Origin of the sequence: Vibrio penaeicida (genome assembly GCF_002933855.1) — a bacterium.
GTDB classification, from domain to species: Bacteria; Pseudomonadota; Gammaproteobacteria; order Enterobacterales; family Vibrionaceae; genus Vibrio; species Vibrio penaeicida_A.
The window spans coordinates 25,515-41,680 of record NZ_BFAQ01000009.1 but is presented as its reverse complement, the minus strand read 5'-3'; the positions used below and the strand labels follow the sequence as shown (position 1 = coordinate 41,680).

Below are 16,166 nucleotides of genomic sequence, written 5' to 3'. Positions count from 1 at the left end.
AAAATGACTGTGCAACCGAGTCTTTTTGATAAAGGAGTCAATTTTTTGCGACGCCTAACGGAAGAAATGTTTCTTTTTTGTTATGTTCCGAGCTCAGAATAAAGGGGAATGACATTGTTAAGTTGGAAGAATCTGAGTTTTCGCCGCAGGCTATTGATAATTATGACATTGTCTGGCTTGATCGAGCTGCTGATTTTGACGGCAGCCGGATTTGCTTACATTAAACATTCCCAGCAAGAAGAAATGGGTTACAAGGCACTCGGAATCGCACAGTTTTTGGCCCAGTCCCAATCGGTTGTCGATATGGTGACGACTGAAGACGTAGGGCTGTTGCCCCAAGAATTTAAAGAACTGACGGATTTAATAGGGGCAACTTTCATTGTAATTGGCAATAAAGAAGGCATTCGATTGATTCACCCTGTGAGTGAACGAGTTGGCCAACCAATGAAAGGGGGAGATAACGTAAAGGCGCTAGAGTTAGGGCAGTCTTACGTTTCCTATGCTGAAGGCTCGTTGGGCAAGTCGGTTCGCGGTAAAACCCCTATATTTGATCGCGATGGCAATATCATCGGCGTTGTTTCAGTAGGTTACTTATTGGATAGCTTGCAAGACAGAATTGAGCCATACCTTGCCTTTCTCATCGCTATGGCGCTGCTGGTGGTGATTGCCAATGCCGTTTTGTCTAATTACGCGTCAAGACGATTTCAGAAAGTAATTTTGGGCTTCGAGCCAGAAGAAATCGCTCGGTTGTATGTAGAGCTAGACGTCACGATGAGCACGATAAAAGAGGGGGTTATCAGCATAGACAACAAAGGGCTGATTCGATCAATCAATCGCAGTGCATGTGACATTCTTAAAATTAAGCGTGGCAGTGTTATGAACATGCCAATGAAAGAGGTTCTGCCAGACAGTGACTTGATTGGTATTCTTTCCACTAAAGAGCCTCAGCATGATATTGATCTTTATTTGAATGATCAGCGAATAGTCGCCAACCGCAATCCAATTATCGTAAAAGGAGAAGTGGTTGGGGCGGTGTCGAGCTTTCGTCGTCGTGATGAAATAACCGAACTGACAAAACAGCTTTCGCAGACGCGCGAATACGCCGACATGCTTCGTTCTCAAACCCATGAACACCGGAACAAGCTCAATACGATAAGCGGCTTGGTGCAACTGGGTGAATCGGAAGAAGTGCAGAAGCTGATAGGGCAAGAGACGGCGCACTATCAAGCGCTGATCGGCTTTATACGAGAGACAGTGAAAGACCCATTAGTCGCCGGTTTATTGCTAGGAAAAACTGAACGTGCACGTGAGATTGGGTTAGTTTTGGAGATCGATAACGGTACACGATTAGAACCGTTACCAATTAACGTAAATGCCGAAGACCTCGTGACAATTTTGGGGAATTTAATTGATAACGCGTTCGACGCAATGATCGTAGATCGCGGGAAAATGCCCAATAACCACATTTTTGTTTCGATCAGCGATTACGGTACAGAAATTATTTTAGAAGTAGAAGACAGCGGTTGCGGTTTGCCAAGTGACATTGATGTAGCCAAACTTGTAGACAAAGGTGTTTCAAGTAAGGCGAAAAACAATCGGGGTGTTGGGCTATACCTTGTTGACAATTTGGTGAAGCAATATGGCGGTCAGCTGGATATTGGAAACGGACCGACTCAAGGAGTAAGAGCAACGGTGTATATACCAAAGGAAAAGAAATAATGGTGACAAGTACAAAAGTGATGATCATCGAGGACGATGAAGGTATCGCTGAGGTACATCACAGGTATCTGAATCAGATTGGCGGGTTTGATGTGGTCGCGATAGCCACCTCCCAATCGGAAGCGGAAATGCAGTTGGATCTGCTTCAACCGGATCTTGTGATACTTGATGTCTACCTACCTGACGGAAATGGCCTTGAAATTCTCAGCCAAGTGCGGCAGCAAAAACAGCACTGCGATGTGATATTGGTAACAGCGGCTCGTGATGTTGATACGCTGCAAGAAGCTATGCGTGGTGGGGTTGTGGATTACTTGTTGAAGCCTGTCATTTTTTCAAGACTTGAAGCAGCGTTAAAGAAATATCAAGCGCAGAAACAAGAGCTGGAAACCGTATCGGATCTGGATCAGAAACTGGTGGATAAAATGTTGCAAGCATCAACGTCGCAAGAGCCTTCAACAAATCGCTTACCCAAAGGTATTGATGGCGTAACGTTGGATAAGATCCGCCAGCTATTTGGGGGAGATGCACAGTTCACCGCCGACGAAGCCGGTATTAAAATTGGTGCAAGCCGAACAACGGCGAGGCGCTACCTTGAGTACCTTATCAGTTCTGGTGAGATTGAGGCGGATGTCCATTATGGCTCAGTGGGTCGACCTGAACGCACCTATCGCAGAATCTATCGTTAGTTCTAATCTGATGTGAGCTCTAATCTGATTCGAGCTTTAAACGAAAATTAGCAGGTCCTAACAAATTGTCTAAACTTGGATAAGACAATGTGTTAGGGCTTTTTTATGAGAAAAATCTTTTTGCTGCTGACGGTCACGCTATTTGCAAGTGGTAGCATTGCCAAAGAGCTTGTTTTTATTCATAGCTATCATTTTGAATACCCATGGGTAGGGGAGTATCGAGAAGGGTTTCACAGCGAAATTGAGGATATGAATATTCACAACTTCCAAATGGATACCAAGCGTAAGCCTGTTAACCAGTTTCCAGCGATAGCAGATAAAGCCTGGGAGTTTATTCAACAGCACGACCCAGACATCGTGGTTGTTTCTGACGACAATGCATTGAAATACCTAGGCCCGCGTTTGATTGAAAACAACATTCCTACTTTCTTTTTAGGAATTAATGCCAACCCTCGAAATTATGTGCCAATCACTCCAAATATTTCAGGCGTGTTAGAGCGACCGCTGATGAAGCGTTCCGTCTATATGATCAGTAAAGTGTTACCCGATGTCGCCAATATTCGCGTGTTGATGGACGGGGCAGCGACATCGCATGCTATTCTCGAAACATCATTTAACAACAAACTTTCGCAAGTTATCAATGGTATAGCGGTACATACTAGCTTGGTGCCGAATTACGAAAGCTGGGAAAGTAATATTTTAGAGGCTAAACAACAAGGTTACGATGCCATTATCATTGCCAACTATGCTGCACTCAAAGATGAATCTGAAAAGCACTATTCATTAGATGAAGTCAGTTCTTGGACAAGTAAAAACTCACCCTTACCTGTCTTCGCTTTTTGGTCATACTCTGTAGGGCAAGGGAAGGCGATAGGTGGATTGAGTATCAGTGCTCTAGAGCAAGGAATAGAAGTTGCCAAGCTCATTAATCAATTTGTTGCCTCTGGAGAAATGCCAACGATCATGACACCAAAAAAAGGCGCATTCATATTCAGCAAAAAAGAGTTAAAGCGCTGGCAGTTAAGTGTGCCTAGCGATATTGAAAAAAAGGCTGAAATGCGTGATTGATGAGCTCCTATTGAACCAATTTAGCCTTCAAGCGTTAACCAGTATTCGAACTACGGAACCTCGTTGATCGTTACGAGGTTTTTTCCGCTTACGGTTTATAACGCTTCCAGTCTCATTGTTTTTAGAACCAACATCACACACGTGTTACATGGCATAACTGCTTATTTTTACTGGCTAAAGTGTTCATGTGTCAATGACTAAAATTTCCAATTATCAAATCTGATAATACAATTCCAATATTTTATAAAATACAAGGTGTTTTGCTTGTTTAGTATTCTTTCTTAAGGTTACAAAGGGGCTAATGATGACCCTATAAATAACGTTGTATGGGTTATCAGTTTCCAACCCTACAAGGAAAAATAATGAAAAATATAAACGTGAAATATCTAGGTGCCTGCCTGGCCATTATGAGTGGATTTGCGTCTGCTGCAAACACTAGTTTGTCTATTGGCGACGTTAATTCGAATGACGCAAGTCTCCTGAATTTGTTAAGCAGTGAATACACAGTAGTTGAGAGCCTTTCATCCATCGATTTTAATGCAGATAACGTCTTGCTTATGATCAATGGTAACCATGTCGACTCAAGCGACGCGGTATCTAGCCCTTTGATTAAAATGGCAAAAGAGAAAAATCTTCCCATTGTTATACAAAACAACGTTGAAGAATTGTCTTTAGAGTTAACAGGAATCGGATCGGAAGGTGATGTCGTTGTACTTTTCCCAATCGATGGCAACTTTGCAAAACGCATGACACTTAGAAATGAAGAGTCCTCTAACAGTTTAAGCTTTGCAAATACGTCTAATAACATCATCCAAGAGCAGTTAAACGCGTTTTTTAAAGATCAATCAAGCAGAGGAGATAAATAATGACAAAGACAATCAATCTTCGTTCTTTAATCACTGTTTCAATGCTTGGGATGGTCGGGGCATCTACGTTTACTTCTGCGCCAGTACATGCTGAGTTTTTTACACCGTCTAATTTGTGTTCAGTGCTGAAAACACGTTGGCAGGTAGAAGACGGTACTTGTTTGAATAGCGAAGAAATTATCTACTCTGTTAATGGGCGCCGAACCATCAATACTAAAGTCGAAGTGGTCGCGTATCGCGATGCTTCTGGTCACAAGTATTTAGCCACCCAGTGGGCAGGGCAAGGTTTAACCCGGAACAACAATCAAAAACCTTACCACGAACAAACGGGCGGTATTCAATCCAAGGCTTATCGCTTACTTGATAAACTGAATTTTGAAATCTGTTTAGTTCCAGAATCTGGGCGAGCGTGTGAATTAAGTTACAACCCAGATAACGCTTTCTTCTTAAGACGTTCAGGACCTGAAGCCGTGTCGGCAGCTACCAGTGTCTCAGTTCCTATTGGACCGTCGTTCTCTGTTTCAGGCTCTGCTGGTGCCCCTAGTATCTCCATTACGCCGCCACAACAATCTGTGTCTTACGGGCATTCTGGTATCACTCGTAGTGGCGGCAACGCCGGTAACAAATGGCAGCTGTACACATTATGGAAGAAAAATTGGTACAACTGGTTTTACGCGGGTGCCGATTGGCGTATTTATCGCACCGATGAGCCATTCCCACCAGCATGGGGTGGAGATACGGCGATACCGGGATATGTTTTCTGGGAGATCGACAAAAACTTCAACAAGCCCGTTACCGTTCGTTTCCACTCTAATGCTCTCGATTACGACATGGGTATGGAAGCTTTCTGGTGGACAAGATCAGAGTTTCCTTCTTTAGGTAGTGAAGTTCGTCATAGCGATTTTACTCGTTACTTGAAGGTCGATTTCGGAAAAATTAAATAACCTAACTCCTTCAAAAATAAAAAGGCTTCTGGTTTTCCAGAAGCCTTTTGGGTTGTATTCAATTCAATCTATTTTCGATATCTAGAACTAATCTTGGTGAGTAGGGTTTGCTGCATTTCGTTGCTTCAAATACCCAAAAAGCTTAGCAATAATAGGGCTTAGAAGGACAGCCACGGCCAGCGCACCGAATACTCCTGTTATAGGGCGTTCCCACAAAAAGCTCAGTTCACCGTCGCTGATCATTAAGGCTCGACGAAGGTTTTCTTCCATCAGCCCGCCCAGAATAAATCCGAGTAATAATGGGGCGAGGGGGAAGTTAGCCAACCTAAGCGCAATCGCTGCCATGGCGACAAGCAACATGATGAACACATCCATCGTATTGAACGATACCAAGTACACCCCAGTGATTGAGAAGAACAAAATCATTGGAAGAAGTACGGTGCGAGGCACCATTAGTAGCTTCGAGATGTATGGGATCAGCGGTAGATTTAAGATAACCAATACAATGTTACCAAAGTACATGGAAATGATAACCGACCAGAATACGTCTGGATGATCCACAAACAGGCGTGGACCTGGCTGTATACCGTAAGCAATCAGGGCACCAAGCATGATGGCGGTGGTTCCTGAGCCTGGAATACCCAGAGTAAGAAGGGGAACAAACGAGCCGCTAGATGCTGCATTATTCGCCGATTCAGGCGCAACCAAACCTCGGATGCTGCCTTTACCAAATTCTTCACGCTTTTCTTTAGGTGCCAAGTTACGTTCCATACCGTAACTTAGGAATGCTGCGATTGTTGCGCCTGCACCCGGAAGTACGCCAGTAAAGAAACCAAGAACAGAAGAACGCAGAGAAACAGGGGCGACCTCTTTTACTTCTTCTTTTGTTACCTTCATGCTACCTAAATTATTGAGCTTGTTGCTTTCATCGCCTCGGGCATCTTGTTGCGGTTTCAAAATCCCCATTAAGGTTTCACCTAGGGCGAAGGTCGCCATAGCAAGCAGTAGGAAACTAAAGCCGTCCATTAGATCCGTCAAACCAAACGTAAAGCGTTCTACACCAACACCTTTATCGATACCAACCGTAGATAGCATTAAGCCCAGAATCGTCATCATCCAAGCTTTCAATACTTGGCCTTTCCCTGCAAACGCTGCAACCGCAGATAGTCCAAGAAGCATTAAAGCGAAGTAGTCTGAAGACTGAAAGCTCAAAGAAACGCTTGCCAGAGCAGGAGCGGCTACCAAAAGCATGATCGCTGAAAGCGTACCACCAGTAAATGATGAGTAAGCCGCCAAAGCCAGTGCTTTACCTGCTTGGCCTTTTTGTGCCATTGGGTAGCCATCAAATGCGGTAACAACCGTTGAAGAACAGCCCGGTGCGTTAATTAAAATAGAGGATGTGGAGCCACCGAAAACGGCACCATAATAAACACCGGCCATAAGAATAAGGCCAGAAGCTGGGTCTAAACCATAACTGATGGGGATCATCAATGCGATTGCAGAAATGGGACCTAATCCCGGCAACATGCCAATAAAGGTTCCTACAAAACAACCGACGATCACCATCATGATGTTCATCGGCATTACGGCGGTAGAAAGACCCGCTAATATTCCATCTAACATGTCAATCTCCTACCAGATAGAGAACAAAACACCGGGTTCTAGATAGATATCTAAACCCTGAGTCAGTAGTAAATAGAAAGCGATAACAAACGGGAAAGAAGCGCCAAATAAGATAGATTTTTTGCGCTCTCCAAGCATGTAGAACCCGATCATTAAGAAAAACCCCGTCGCTAATACAAAGCCAACGTAAGTGAGCCCAACTCCGTACATTGCCATTAATATCAAAAAGCCAATGAGCAATTTCCAGTCGAAACCCAGCAGCGAACCGTTTTCTTCATCAGGGCGAGCAGTTACAAGCAGCATTAAAGAAAGAATAACGCCGACGACGGTAAGTAATGTAGGGAGAGTACGTGCGGTAAAAGGTTCGTATTCATCCCCTGGGAATAGGGGGATTTGCGTGGTTTGATAGCCGTAACATAAGCAGACGACTAGAAATATCATCGCACCCACGCGGTCACGACAAAATAAGTTGGTGGGCTTAACAGACATATCTTCATTCCTTTGTTCTAAATGGAAGGAAAAAAGCCGTGTACGCTCAGTTAATCAATTTAGTTGTGATGGTGCAGATTAAGGCAACATCACTGAGGGATAACTAAATAAACAAAGGAGTTTGGCGTTTTACAGCGTACACGGCAAAAGGGGCTGACCAATCCAAGTGAGTTAAGCAGATTAAACAGAACAACTTATTAGGTTCATCTGCCTCACGACACTGGGTTGGTCAATTTCTTACTTAAGGAAGCCAAGCTCACGCATTAGCGAACCCATCGTTTCTTCCTGTTCTTCAAGAAACTTGTAGAAATCTTGGTCTGGCTTGTAGTTGTCAATCCAACCGTTGCGATTTCGAACCGTTGCCCACTCTTTTGTAGCGTACATTTTAGACAGGGCATCGTTGAATTCATCAATTTTTGCTTGTGGAGTACCTGGTGCAGCGAAGAAGCCACGCCAGTTTGCGAATACGGTATCATTTCCAGTTTCAACCAGAGTCGGAATTTCTGGTGCCGCTGGTAGGCGCTTAGGCGCAGTGACGGCCAGTATTTTTACTTGACCACTCCGAGACATCTCTAGCACTTCACCAAGGCCGGTAGAAAGAAGCGGCGTTTCACCAGAAAGTAAGGCTGCCATTGCTTTACCACCTGCATCGTAAGCGATGTAACGTACTGCTTTAGCATCGAAACCTTCACCTTTGAACGCGGCTGCGACAACTAAGTGGTCCATGCTGCCACGAGCTGATCCACCTGCAATTTTTACTTTGCGTGGGTTATCTTTGAAATCCTCAACCACTTCTTGCCATGTGTTGTACTTAGAATCGACTGATGTAACGATCGCGCCGTAATCAGCAATGGTCGCCGCAACTGGCGTTAAATCACGGAAAGATTGAGGGAAAATACCCGTTAGGGAGCGGACAACGATAGGCGTTGAATTCACCATTAATGTGTCTTCTTGGCGTTTTGCTGTTTCGATAAGGTGTGCGATCGCTTTACCACCACCGCCACCAGAAAGGTTTTGGAATGAAACTTTGTCGACAATGTCAGATTTAACTAACGCATCACCAGTACCACGAGCGGTCATATCCCAACCGCCACCAGCGCCGCCGGGGATCAAAAAGTGAATCTTTTCCATGTCAGCGGCAAATGCGCTGAAAGAAAAGCTAGCAGCAATTACCGCAGCCGCTAATGTGGGTTTCAGTACCTTTATCATGTCACGTTCCTTATGTCATTGAGCTTATTCATAGATGAGCTCATTTGTTATGTATATGTTGCCATTTGGTGCTGGTTGTTAAGTTAGTGTGCTGAGGTGTGAAAGCCCAGATAGAGGACTTAAAAAGAATAAAAAACAAAAAGTGAATTAAGTTCATATTGTTCACATGGTTCGGGTTGATCATGTTGCATATGCGGATTTAGATAAGTAATATTTAGCAACTTTCTGTTAAATAAGGATTATATTGTGTCAGACACAGGGACTGAGTTGTCGAAAAAGCAAAAGAACTTAGTAGCAGCTAAAAGAGCAGTTGAATTTGTAAAGCAAAAGATGACCATTGGTGCGTCAAATAAACCATTGAATAGTATTTTTGCTTTTGCCAAAGGTCTCGAAAGCCCTTCAGAATGTCTTTCTAGAATTAGAAGCGCTAAAGACGAAGGAGGAAGTAATCTCTCATGGTTGAGAGCTGTTGCGAAAAGGGCAGAAATTAATGGGTGTGGAAATTGTGGTGAGCAAGCAGCAATAGCATTTTGTTGGTTGGTTGATCGAGGATTTAGACCTACGGATTACATGATTCGTGTAAATGCTGATCACGCATTCGTGGTAATTGGTCGCAAAGTTACTGGTAGTAGTAACGATCCAAAAAGTTGGGGGGCTGATGCCGTAGTTTGCGACCCCTGGGATGGAAGTTCCTATCCAGCTTCACAAATAAAAGGGAAAATGTGGGGTGGCGGTATTGTAACTCCTAATTCACTTTGCCGTGTAGAAGAAAAGTAGAGGATTGGAATGTTTATTTCACTATACGTATTTTCTTGGTTGACCGTATTAGCAGGAGTTTGGTTTATCAAGCTAAATGCCCAACCGTACATATTACAAATAGCGCCATTTGTAATTGTGTTTGTCATTATGTCTTTCCTAACTGGATATGGTCATAAATGGTCACTTATTGTTTTGTGTGTAATCGCGATAATTGGTTTGTCTCTCGCGTCTTTACAAATTAACGGAGTTTTATCCATCGGGCACAGTGGTGTTATGGAAATCCCAAACAACAATTAATTCACCTAGCGCATTAACAATTTTTGAAGCCGCATTCATTAAAACGAATGCGGCTTTTTCATTTTCATTACAGTGAAATAGCTACTGATTGGTGTCTTTCTTGTCGATTTCTTTTACGACATTAGTCTAAATTGTCGACAATTATATTGATTATTTAGATTTTGGTGGCTAAATTATGATCGTATTTTAAATATTGTTGACAATATAGAGCGAGCCGATGTCTGTAGTCACACCTGAGAAAGAAGCAACAAAATCTGAAAACCTCACTAGCAGCTTGGTAGAAGCGATTGTGGAAGGGCACATCATTCCCGGAAGCAAAATCTCTGAACCAGAGTTAGCAAAACGATTTAATGTAAGCCGAGGTCCGTTAAGAGAAGCGATAATGCGCCTAGAAGGGCTAGGGCTGATTGAACGAATCCCCCACGTTGGTGCTCGCGTTATTGAAATATCGTTAACTCACCTATCTGAACTGTATGCCGTGCGAGAAGCACTTGAAGGAATGGCAGCAAGACTCGCAGCGAGATTCATCACGGATGAAGAACTGGAAGGGCTTGAATCGCTATTGTCGACACATTCCGAGCATATCCTCCAAGTTGAAGGTTCGTCTTACTTTCATCAGCACGGTGATTTCGACTTTCACTACCGCATTATTAAAGCCAGCCGAAATACAAAACTCATCAATCTATTGTGTGGCGAACTTTACCACTTACTCCGAATGTATCGTTATCAATCTCCGCGTTCTCACTCGCGACCAGAGCAAGCGCTGGAAGAACACAAGTTCATTTTAAGAGCCATTAGATCAAGAGACGAAGAATTAGCGGAAATGTTGATGAGAAGACACATCGCATGTAGCCGCCAACTTATTGAACAACAGATTCAACAGGAGAGTGAAAAATGACGGCACTCAAAGCCACGCAAGGGAAAAAGTTTCGGTTAGCGGTGGAGATTAATGATCCGCTGCAAATCGTCGGCACAATAAACGCCTACTGCGCCATGATGGCAAAAAATACAGGGCATCAGGCGATTTATTTGTCTGGCGGTGGTATTGCCAATGCTTCTTATGGATTACCCGATCTTGGTATCACCACACTCAACGATGTGCTGGTGGATGTGGAGCGAGTCACTAACACTTGCGATTTGCCTTTGTTGGTGGATATCGATACCGGTTTTGGCGGCGCATTTAATATAGCTCGTACCGTTAAATCGATAGAGAAAGCCGGCGCAGCTGCGGTGCATATGGAAGACCAAGTCGCTCAAAAACGATGTGGTCACCGGCCGAATAAAGCCATTGTATCCACACAAGAAATGACCGACCGAATCAAAGCGGCGGTGGATGCAAAAAGCGACGGTGATTTTGTATTGATGGCGAGGACAGACGCACTGGCTGTAGAAGGCATGGAGAGTGCCATAGAGCGTTGTATTGCGTACGTTGAGTCGGGTGCTGACATGTTGTTCCCGGAAGCTTTTGTCGAATTGAATCAATACCAAATGCTATCTGATGCATTAACGCAGCATTTCGGCTACAAGGTACCAATATTGGCCAATATAACTGAATTTGGACAAACCCCGCTTTATAAGGGGGAAGAACTTGCAGAGTATTCTGTGGATATGGTGCTTTACCCTCTCAGCGCCTTCCGCGCCATGAATAAAGCCGCAGAAATGGTCTATTCCCATCTATTAAATGAAGGCAATCAAGAAGCATTGATTGGCCAAATGCAAACCCGAAAAGAGTTATATCAACACCTAAATTATCACGACTATGAGGACAAACTCGACGAGTTGTTCGCCGACAAAACATAGTCGTGCACAATCCAATAACGTGAAGCTGCTGACGCACTGTTCAACTCATAAAAATAACGAACAGGCAAAAGCATAATGACAAGGAGTCTGTCATGACAGATAAACCACTTGGTGGTGCAGGGCTGCGTGGGCAAAGCGCAGGTTCAACTGCATTATGTACCGTAGGAAAAAGCGGAACGGGGCTGACCTACCGTGGATACGACATAACGGATTTAGCGAATCATGCTGAGTTTGAAGAAGTCGCTTATTTGCTGCTACGGGGAAAACTGCCAAACCAACGAGAGTTAGATGAATACAAGTTAACCTTAAAGCGTTTAAGAGGGTTGCCGGAACCTTTAAAACATGCACTGGAGTTGCTACCTTCAACGGCGCACCCAATGGATGTAATGAGAACCGGTTGCTCAGTTCTTGGGAACTTGGAAACAGAAGAATCCTTTGAGGATCAACTTACTGCTACAGAACGAATGCTGGCTTTGCTTCCTGCGATTATTTGCTATTGGTATCGCTTCTCGCACGATGGCGTTCGAATTGATACGGATGATGAGGGTGAAGACAGCATTGGCGGTTACTTCCTAAAAATGTTATCGGACGAACCCGTATCTGAACTCCATAAAAAGGTGATGCACTGTTCTCTGATTTTATACGCGGAACATGAATTTAATGCCTCTACATTCACCGCTCGCGTATGTGCCTCCACACTTTCTGATATCCATTCCTGTGTTACTGGCGCAATAGGAACATTGCGTGGTCCATTGCATGGCGGTGCAAATGAAGCGGCGATGGCGATGATTGAGAATTGGACATCAGTAGAGGAAGCGGAACGCGAAACGCTCGGCATGTTAGAGCGTAAAGAGAAGATCATGGGTTTTGGTCATGCAATCTATCGTGAAAGCGACCCACGAAATGCTCTGATAAAAGCATGGTCAAAGACTTTATCGGAATCCGTTGGCGATACCCATTTATACGCGGTGAGCGAACGAGTCGAATCTGTCATGAAGCGCGAGAAAGACTTGTTCTGTAACGCGGATTTCTTCCATGCTTCGGCGTACCACTTCATGAACATTCCCACCAAATTATTTACGCCTATTTTTGTGATGAGTCGATTGACTGGCTGGTGTGCGCATGTTTTCGAGCAACGAGAAAACAATCGAATCATTCGGCCCAGTGCCGATTACACAGGTCCCGAACACCAAGACTGGCTGCCAATCGACAAACGTCTGTAGAATTTAAGGAACAAGAAATGACAAAAAATGTAGAAGTAAATGAACGCCCAGCACCTGACGACCTGCTTGTTCAAATAGCGGAATACGTCAGCAATACCAATATTCAGTCGGAAGAAGCGTACAATACAGCCCGAAATTGTTTAATGGATACGCTAGGTTGTGGGTTACTGGCGCTTAGATTCCCAGAGTGTACGAAACATCTTGGACCAATCGTCCCGGGAACAACCGTCAGGCATGGTGCGCGAGTTCCGGGTACTAGCCATGAGTTAGATCCAATCACTGCTGCTTTTAATATTGGTTGTGTGATTCGTTGGTTGGATTTTAATGACACATGGTTGGCAGCAGAGTGGGGGCACCCGTCAGATAATCTAGGTGGGATCTTGGCTACCGCCGATTACCTAAGCCAAGTTGCTGTAGCAGAGGGGAAAGCGCCTCTTACGATGAAAGACGTTCTGACTGCCATGATCAAAGCCCATGAGATTCAAGGTGTGTTAGCGCTTGAAAATTCTTACAACCGAGTTGGGTTGGATCATGTTCTATTGGTTCGCGTTGCTTCCACTGCAGTGGTAACCAAAATGCTTGGAGGTAACAAAGAGCAAATTATAAATGCGGTTTCTCAAGCGTGGGTCGATGGCTGCGCGCTAAGAACGTATCGCCATGCCCCTAATGCAGGTTCACGAAAATCGTGGGCGGCTGGAGATGCGACCTCACGTGCGGTTCGGCTTGCGATGATCACGATGAAAGGTGAAATGGGCTTGCCGTCTGTGTTAACGGCTCCTAAGTGGGGATACTACGATGTACTTTTCAATGGTGAACAATTTAGAGTGAATCAGCCATTTGAAAGCTACGTGATGGAAAATGTCTTATTTAAGATATCTTTCCCAGCAGAGTTCCATTCTCAAACCGCTGTGGAATGCGCTGTGGCGCTTCACAACGAAGTTAAAGATAGAATCGACCAGATCACCAGAATTGAAGTGACCACCCATGAATCTGCGATTCGTATTATTTCCAAATCCGGTAAGTTGGCGAATCCTGCGGATAGGGATCATTGCCTACAGTACATGATTGCCGTTCCATTAATTTACGGAGATTTGGTTGCAGAGCATTATGAAGATTGCTTCCACAATGGCGATCCGCGCATCGATGCACTGAGAGAGAAAATGATGGTCATCGAAGACTCACGGTATAGCCGAGAGTATTTGGAATCCGACAAGCGCTCAATTGCCAATGCGATCCAAGTCTTTTTTGATGATGGCTCGTCGACTGAGAAGATCGAAATTGAATACCCGATTGGTCATCGCCGCCGCCGTGAAGAAGGTATTCCAGTACTGGAGCAAAAATTCCTTCGAAATCTACAAACCCGTTTCCCTGTGATGCGTTCTCAGCAAATCTTTGATTTATGTAAAGACCAACAAGCACTTGAACGCACGCCTGTTCACGAGTTCATGAGTTTGTTTACTATCAATTAACTGAAAATGGAGCCGTGATCGGCTCCGTTTTTATATCGGAGGAAGAACGGATGTCTACCTACGAAAAAGAGTATCAGTTTTCTTGCAATGAACCCGAAGCGTTTTGGAAAAAACAAGCCCAAAACCTAGATTGGTTTCAGTTCCCTCAAACGATTTTAAGCAAAGACGAAAATGGCATAGACCGATGGTTCGCCGACGGAGTTTTGAATACTTGTTGGCTTGCGCTGGACTACCACATTGAGCAAGGTAATGGTGACAAAACCGCGTTGATCTATGATTCACCGGTTACTGGAGTAAAGCGCAGTTACACTTATGCTCAGCTGCAAAAAGAAGTGGCTAAAATTGCGGGTATGCTTGTGGTGCAAGGGGTCGGTAAGGGTGATCGAGTCGTTATCTACATGCCCATGATCCCCCAAGCCGTTATGGCGATGTTAGCTTGCGCCAGAATCGGGGCGATTCACTCTGTGGTATTTGGTGGTTTTGCTCCAAACGAGCTTGCAGTACGGATTGAAGATGCGGAGCCGAAAGTGGTGATGACCGCGTCCTGCGGTATCGAAGTAAACAAAATACTGCCATATAAACCCTTCGTCGACCAAGCCGTTATGGACAGCCGTTGGAAACCTTCTTCTGTGATTGTTTTTCAGCGCCCTGAGTGTGTTGCTACGTTGAACCAACCGCGTGATATTGAATGGCAATCCGCGCAAAGCTCAGCACCTATCGCCGACTGCGTACCTGTAAAATCGACAGACCCGCTTTATATTCTTTATACATCGGGGACAACTGGAAAACCCAAAGGTGTTGTGCGTGACAACGGTGGGCACGCGGTTGCGATGAAATATTCCATGTCTTGTTTATATAACCTTCCACAAAATGGTGTGTTTTGGGCGGCATCAGATGTGGGGTGGGTGGTGGGGCATTCTTACATTGTTTACGCTCCGTTAATTCATGGCTGCACAACCGTACTTTTTGAAGGTAAGCCTATAAAAACGCCCGATCCCGGCGCATTTTGGAGAGTCTGCGAAGAATACAATGTGAATGTACTCTTTTCTGCCCCCACGGCATTCCGAGCGATTAAAAAGGAAGACGCAGAAGGCAAACAGTTAGAGAAATATGACCTATCGAATCTAGACAGTATTTTTATGGCAGGGGAAAGGTTGGATCCACCTACTCAAGAATGGGTGGAAACCTGTACTCGCAAACCTGTGATTGATCACTGGTGGCAAACGGAAACGGGCTGGGCAATTGCAGGAAACCCATTAGGGATTCAAATGTTACCTGTTAAACACGGCAGCGCCACAAAGCCGATGCCAGGCTTTCAAGTCGCCATTCTTGATGAGTTTGGTCATTCTAAAGCATCTGGGCAGCAAGGCTATGTCGCGATAAAGCGTCCACTTCCGCCAAGTTGTTTGCCTACGATATGGCATAATCACGACCGATTTGAGTCGGGTTATTTGTCTCAGTTTCCCGAGTACTACGTTTCGGGGGATGGCGGGTATTTGGACGAAGACGGTTACTTGTTCATTATGGGGCGCGTGGACGATGTGATAAATGTCGCAGGGCATCGTTTGTCTACGGGGGAGATGGAAGAGATTGTAGGTGGCCACCCAGCTGTTGCTGAATGCGCTGTCGTGGGGATACACGATGATCTTAAAGGTCAAACGCCACTTGGTTTTGTGGTTCTAAAAGACGGGGTGTCGATAACCGACAACAACATTGAAGAAGAACTGGTTGGCAAAGTAAGGGAGGAGATTGGCGCTGTTGCGTGTTTCAAGCATGCTTTGGTCGTAGACCGTTTGCCAAAAACGAGATCAGGAAAAATCCTTCGACGAGTCATTCGCCAAATTGCCGACGGAGAGCAGTACACCGTGCCATCGACAATCGACGATCCCACCAGCTTAAATGAATTGGAAGACGTACTTAATCGACCCAAATAAACGGTTGCGATTTGAGCGCACCCATTGGGTGCGCTTTTTGTCACAACTGATAAAGCTGGCTTTTGGTTATTCTTCTCTTT

Annotated in this window: 15 protein-coding genes; 12 read left to right on the top strand and 3 right to left on the bottom strand. The window is 44.7% G+C overall.

Annotated elements, in window-relative coordinates:
* The first annotated feature begins 162 nt into the window (after positions 1–162).
* The 5 genes from VPNCDNU1_RS03050 to VPNCDNU1_RS03030 all read left to right on the top strand — a co-directional run bounded on the left by VPNCDNU1_RS03050 (position 163) and on the right by VPNCDNU1_RS03030 (position 5,283).
* Positions 163–1,719, top strand: coding sequence for an ATP-binding protein (locus tag VPNCDNU1_RS03050; protein ID WP_174715124.1), 1,557 nt, complete (start codon positions 163–165; stop codon positions 1,717–1,719).
* Entirely contained in the window at positions 1,719–2,405 is a 687-nt protein-coding gene (locus tag VPNCDNU1_RS03045) for a response regulator (protein ID WP_104399000.1), read from the top strand. Before VPNCDNU1_RS03050 ends, VPNCDNU1_RS03045 begins: the two co-directional genes overlap by 1 nt.
* Before the next feature lie 105 nt (positions 2,406–2,510).
* Positions 2,511–3,473, top strand: coding sequence for an ABC transporter substrate-binding protein (locus VPNCDNU1_RS03040; RefSeq protein WP_104398999.1), 963 nt, complete (start codon positions 2,511–2,513; stop codon positions 3,471–3,473).
* Positions 3,474–3,835: 362 nt separating this feature from the next.
* On the top strand, positions 3,836–4,339 hold the full coding sequence (locus VPNCDNU1_RS03035; protein ID WP_104398998.1) for a hypothetical protein: 504 nt from the start codon (positions 3,836–3,838) through the stop codon (positions 4,337–4,339).
* On the top strand, positions 4,339–5,283 hold the full coding sequence (locus tag VPNCDNU1_RS03030; protein ID WP_104398997.1) for a hypothetical protein: 945 nt from the start codon (positions 4,339–4,341) through the stop codon (positions 5,281–5,283). The genes VPNCDNU1_RS03035 and VPNCDNU1_RS03030 overlap by 1 nt, the downstream gene beginning before the upstream one ends.
* Before the next feature lie 87 nt (positions 5,284–5,370).
* On the opposite strand, the gene VPNCDNU1_RS03025 is transcribed toward VPNCDNU1_RS03030, so the two are convergent.
* From VPNCDNU1_RS03025 to VPNCDNU1_RS03015, 3 genes are all read right to left on the bottom strand, one after another.
* Positions 5,371–6,906 carry a tripartite tricarboxylate transporter permease gene (locus VPNCDNU1_RS03025; RefSeq protein WP_104398996.1) on the bottom strand — a complete coding sequence of 512 codons (1,536 nt, stop codon included), beginning with the start codon at positions 6,904–6,906 and terminating at the stop codon, positions 5,371–5,373.
* Between the two features lie 9 nt (positions 6,907–6,915).
* Complete coding sequence (locus tag VPNCDNU1_RS03020; protein WP_104398995.1) at positions 6,916–7,395, bottom strand: tripartite tricarboxylate transporter TctB family protein; 480 nt, start codon at positions 7,393–7,395, stop codon at positions 6,916–6,918.
* Between the two features lie 237 nt (positions 7,396–7,632).
* Complete coding sequence (locus tag VPNCDNU1_RS03015) at positions 7,633–8,604, bottom strand: tripartite tricarboxylate transporter substrate binding protein (protein WP_104398994.1); 972 nt, start codon at positions 8,602–8,604, stop codon at positions 7,633–7,635.
* Positions 8,605–8,850: 246 nt separating this feature from the next.
* Between VPNCDNU1_RS03015 and VPNCDNU1_RS03010 the strand changes: the two genes are divergently transcribed.
* The 7 genes from VPNCDNU1_RS03010 (at position 8,851) to VPNCDNU1_RS02980 (ending at position 16,086) form a co-directional block, all read left to right on the top strand.
* Complete coding sequence (locus tag VPNCDNU1_RS03010) at positions 8,851–9,381, top strand: hypothetical protein (RefSeq protein WP_104398993.1); 531 nt, start codon at positions 8,851–8,853, stop codon at positions 9,379–9,381.
* A gap of 9 nt (positions 9,382–9,390) precedes the next feature.
* Positions 9,391–9,660 carry a hypothetical protein gene (locus VPNCDNU1_RS03005; RefSeq protein ID WP_104398992.1) on the top strand — a complete coding sequence of 90 codons (270 nt, stop codon included), beginning with the start codon at positions 9,391–9,393 and terminating at the stop codon, positions 9,658–9,660.
* Between the two features lie 217 nt (positions 9,661–9,877).
* Positions 9,878–10,558 (top strand): GntR family transcriptional regulator, encoded by a 681-nt coding sequence (locus tag VPNCDNU1_RS03000; RefSeq protein WP_104398991.1) that lies wholly within the window; start codon positions 9,878–9,880, stop codon positions 10,556–10,558.
* Positions 10,555–11,460: a methylisocitrate lyase gene (gene prpB, locus VPNCDNU1_RS02995; protein ID WP_104398990.1), complete on the top strand. Its 906-nt coding sequence runs from the start codon at positions 10,555–10,557 to the stop codon at positions 11,458–11,460. Before VPNCDNU1_RS03000 ends, prpB begins: the two co-directional genes overlap by 4 nt.
* Before the next feature lie 92 nt (positions 11,461–11,552).
* A complete protein-coding gene (gene prpC, locus VPNCDNU1_RS02990) occupies positions 11,553–12,683 on the top strand; it encodes a bifunctional 2-methylcitrate synthase/citrate synthase (protein WP_104398989.1) in 1,131 nt (376 codons plus the stop codon).
* A 17-nt stretch (positions 12,684–12,700) separates the two neighbouring features.
* Positions 12,701–14,152, top strand: a complete 1,452-nt coding sequence (locus tag VPNCDNU1_RS02985; RefSeq protein ID WP_104398988.1) for a bifunctional 2-methylcitrate dehydratase/aconitate hydratase — start codon at positions 12,701–12,703, stop codon at positions 14,150–14,152.
* 50 nt (positions 14,153–14,202) lie between these two features.
* Positions 14,203–16,086 (top strand): propionyl-CoA synthetase, encoded by a 1,884-nt coding sequence (locus VPNCDNU1_RS02980; RefSeq protein ID WP_104398987.1) that lies wholly within the window; start codon positions 14,203–14,205, stop codon positions 16,084–16,086.
* Positions 16,087–16,166: the final 80 nt, after the last annotated feature.

Bases quoted from the DNA above. Each gene is read 5' to 3' on its own strand.
- VPNCDNU1_RS03050 (WP_174715124.1), top strand. From the start codon at position 163: ATGACATTGTCTGGCTTGATCGAGCTGCTGATTTTGACGGCAGCCGGA.
- VPNCDNU1_RS03045 (WP_104399000.1), top strand. From the start codon at position 1,719: ATGGTGACAAGTACAAAAGTGATGATCATCGAGGACGATGAAGGTATC.
- VPNCDNU1_RS03040 (WP_104398999.1), top strand. From the start codon at position 2,511: ATGAGAAAAATCTTTTTGCTGCTGACGGTCACGCTATTTGCAAGTGGT.
- VPNCDNU1_RS03035 (WP_104398998.1), top strand. From the start codon at position 3,836: ATGAAAAATATAAACGTGAAATATCTAGGTGCCTGCCTGGCCATTATG.
- VPNCDNU1_RS03030 (WP_104398997.1), top strand. From the start codon at position 4,339: ATGACAAAGACAATCAATCTTCGTTCTTTAATCACTGTTTCAATGCTT.
- VPNCDNU1_RS03025 (WP_104398996.1), bottom strand. From the start codon at position 6,906: ATGTTAGATGGAATATTAGCGGGTCTTTCTACCGCCGTAATGCCGATG.
- VPNCDNU1_RS03020 (WP_104398995.1), bottom strand. From the start codon at position 7,395: ATGTCTGTTAAGCCCACCAACTTATTTTGTCGTGACCGCGTGGGTGCG.
- VPNCDNU1_RS03015 (WP_104398994.1), bottom strand. From the start codon at position 8,604: ATGATAAAGGTACTGAAACCCACATTAGCGGCTGCGGTAATTGCTGCT.
- VPNCDNU1_RS03005 (WP_104398992.1), top strand. From the start codon at position 9,391: ATGTTTATTTCACTATACGTATTTTCTTGGTTGACCGTATTAGCAGGA.
- VPNCDNU1_RS03000 (WP_104398991.1), top strand. From the start codon at position 9,878: ATGTCTGTAGTCACACCTGAGAAAGAAGCAACAAAATCTGAAAACCTC.
- prpB (WP_104398990.1), top strand. From the start codon at position 10,555: ATGACGGCACTCAAAGCCACGCAAGGGAAAAAGTTTCGGTTAGCGGTG.
- prpC (WP_104398989.1), top strand. From the start codon at position 11,553: ATGACAGATAAACCACTTGGTGGTGCAGGGCTGCGTGGGCAAAGCGCA.
- VPNCDNU1_RS02985 (WP_104398988.1), top strand. From the start codon at position 12,701: ATGACAAAAAATGTAGAAGTAAATGAACGCCCAGCACCTGACGACCTG.
- VPNCDNU1_RS02980 (WP_104398987.1), top strand. From the start codon at position 14,203: ATGTCTACCTACGAAAAAGAGTATCAGTTTTCTTGCAATGAACCCGAA.